Below are 398 nucleotides of genomic sequence, written 5' to 3' on the forward strand. Positions count from 1 at the left end.
GCGTTGCCCGCGTAGATCGGACGCTCGAAGGTATCGGCGCTGTCGACGGCGGTAATGTCGCTGATCTGCGCGACGTCAAGATGCGCTGCGATACGCGGGGCGATGTTCTTGCCATAGGCCGTCGCGGGCGCGAGGATGTGCGAATAGTCCTTCGCGATATTCAGCACCGTGCCCTCGACATTCTCGGACAGACCTTCGGCGAGTTGAGGCGCATCCGCAAGCAGCACTTTCGAAACGCCTGCGATCTTGGCTGCCGCATCGGCCGCGCCCTGCGCGTTCGCACCCGCGACCAGCACGTGGATATCGCCGCCGATTTTCGATGCCGCCGCTACCGTGTTCAACGTCGCGGCCTTGATGGACGCGTTGTCGTGTTCCGCAATTACCAGAATCGTCATCAG

At 62.3% G+C, this 398-nt stretch carries 1 pseudogene; it reads right to left on the reverse strand.

The features are described 5' to 3' along the window. Positions 1-395 (reverse strand): annotated as a pseudogene (locus NCR40_RS31190) (electron transfer flavoprotein subunit alpha/FixB family protein); the annotation flags it as partial. Between the last annotated feature and the right edge of the window lie 3 nt (positions 396-398).

It is taken from the genome of Caballeronia sp. GACF4 (genome assembly GCF_023631025.1).
Taxonomy (GTDB): Bacteria; Pseudomonadota; Gammaproteobacteria; order Burkholderiales; family Burkholderiaceae; genus Caballeronia.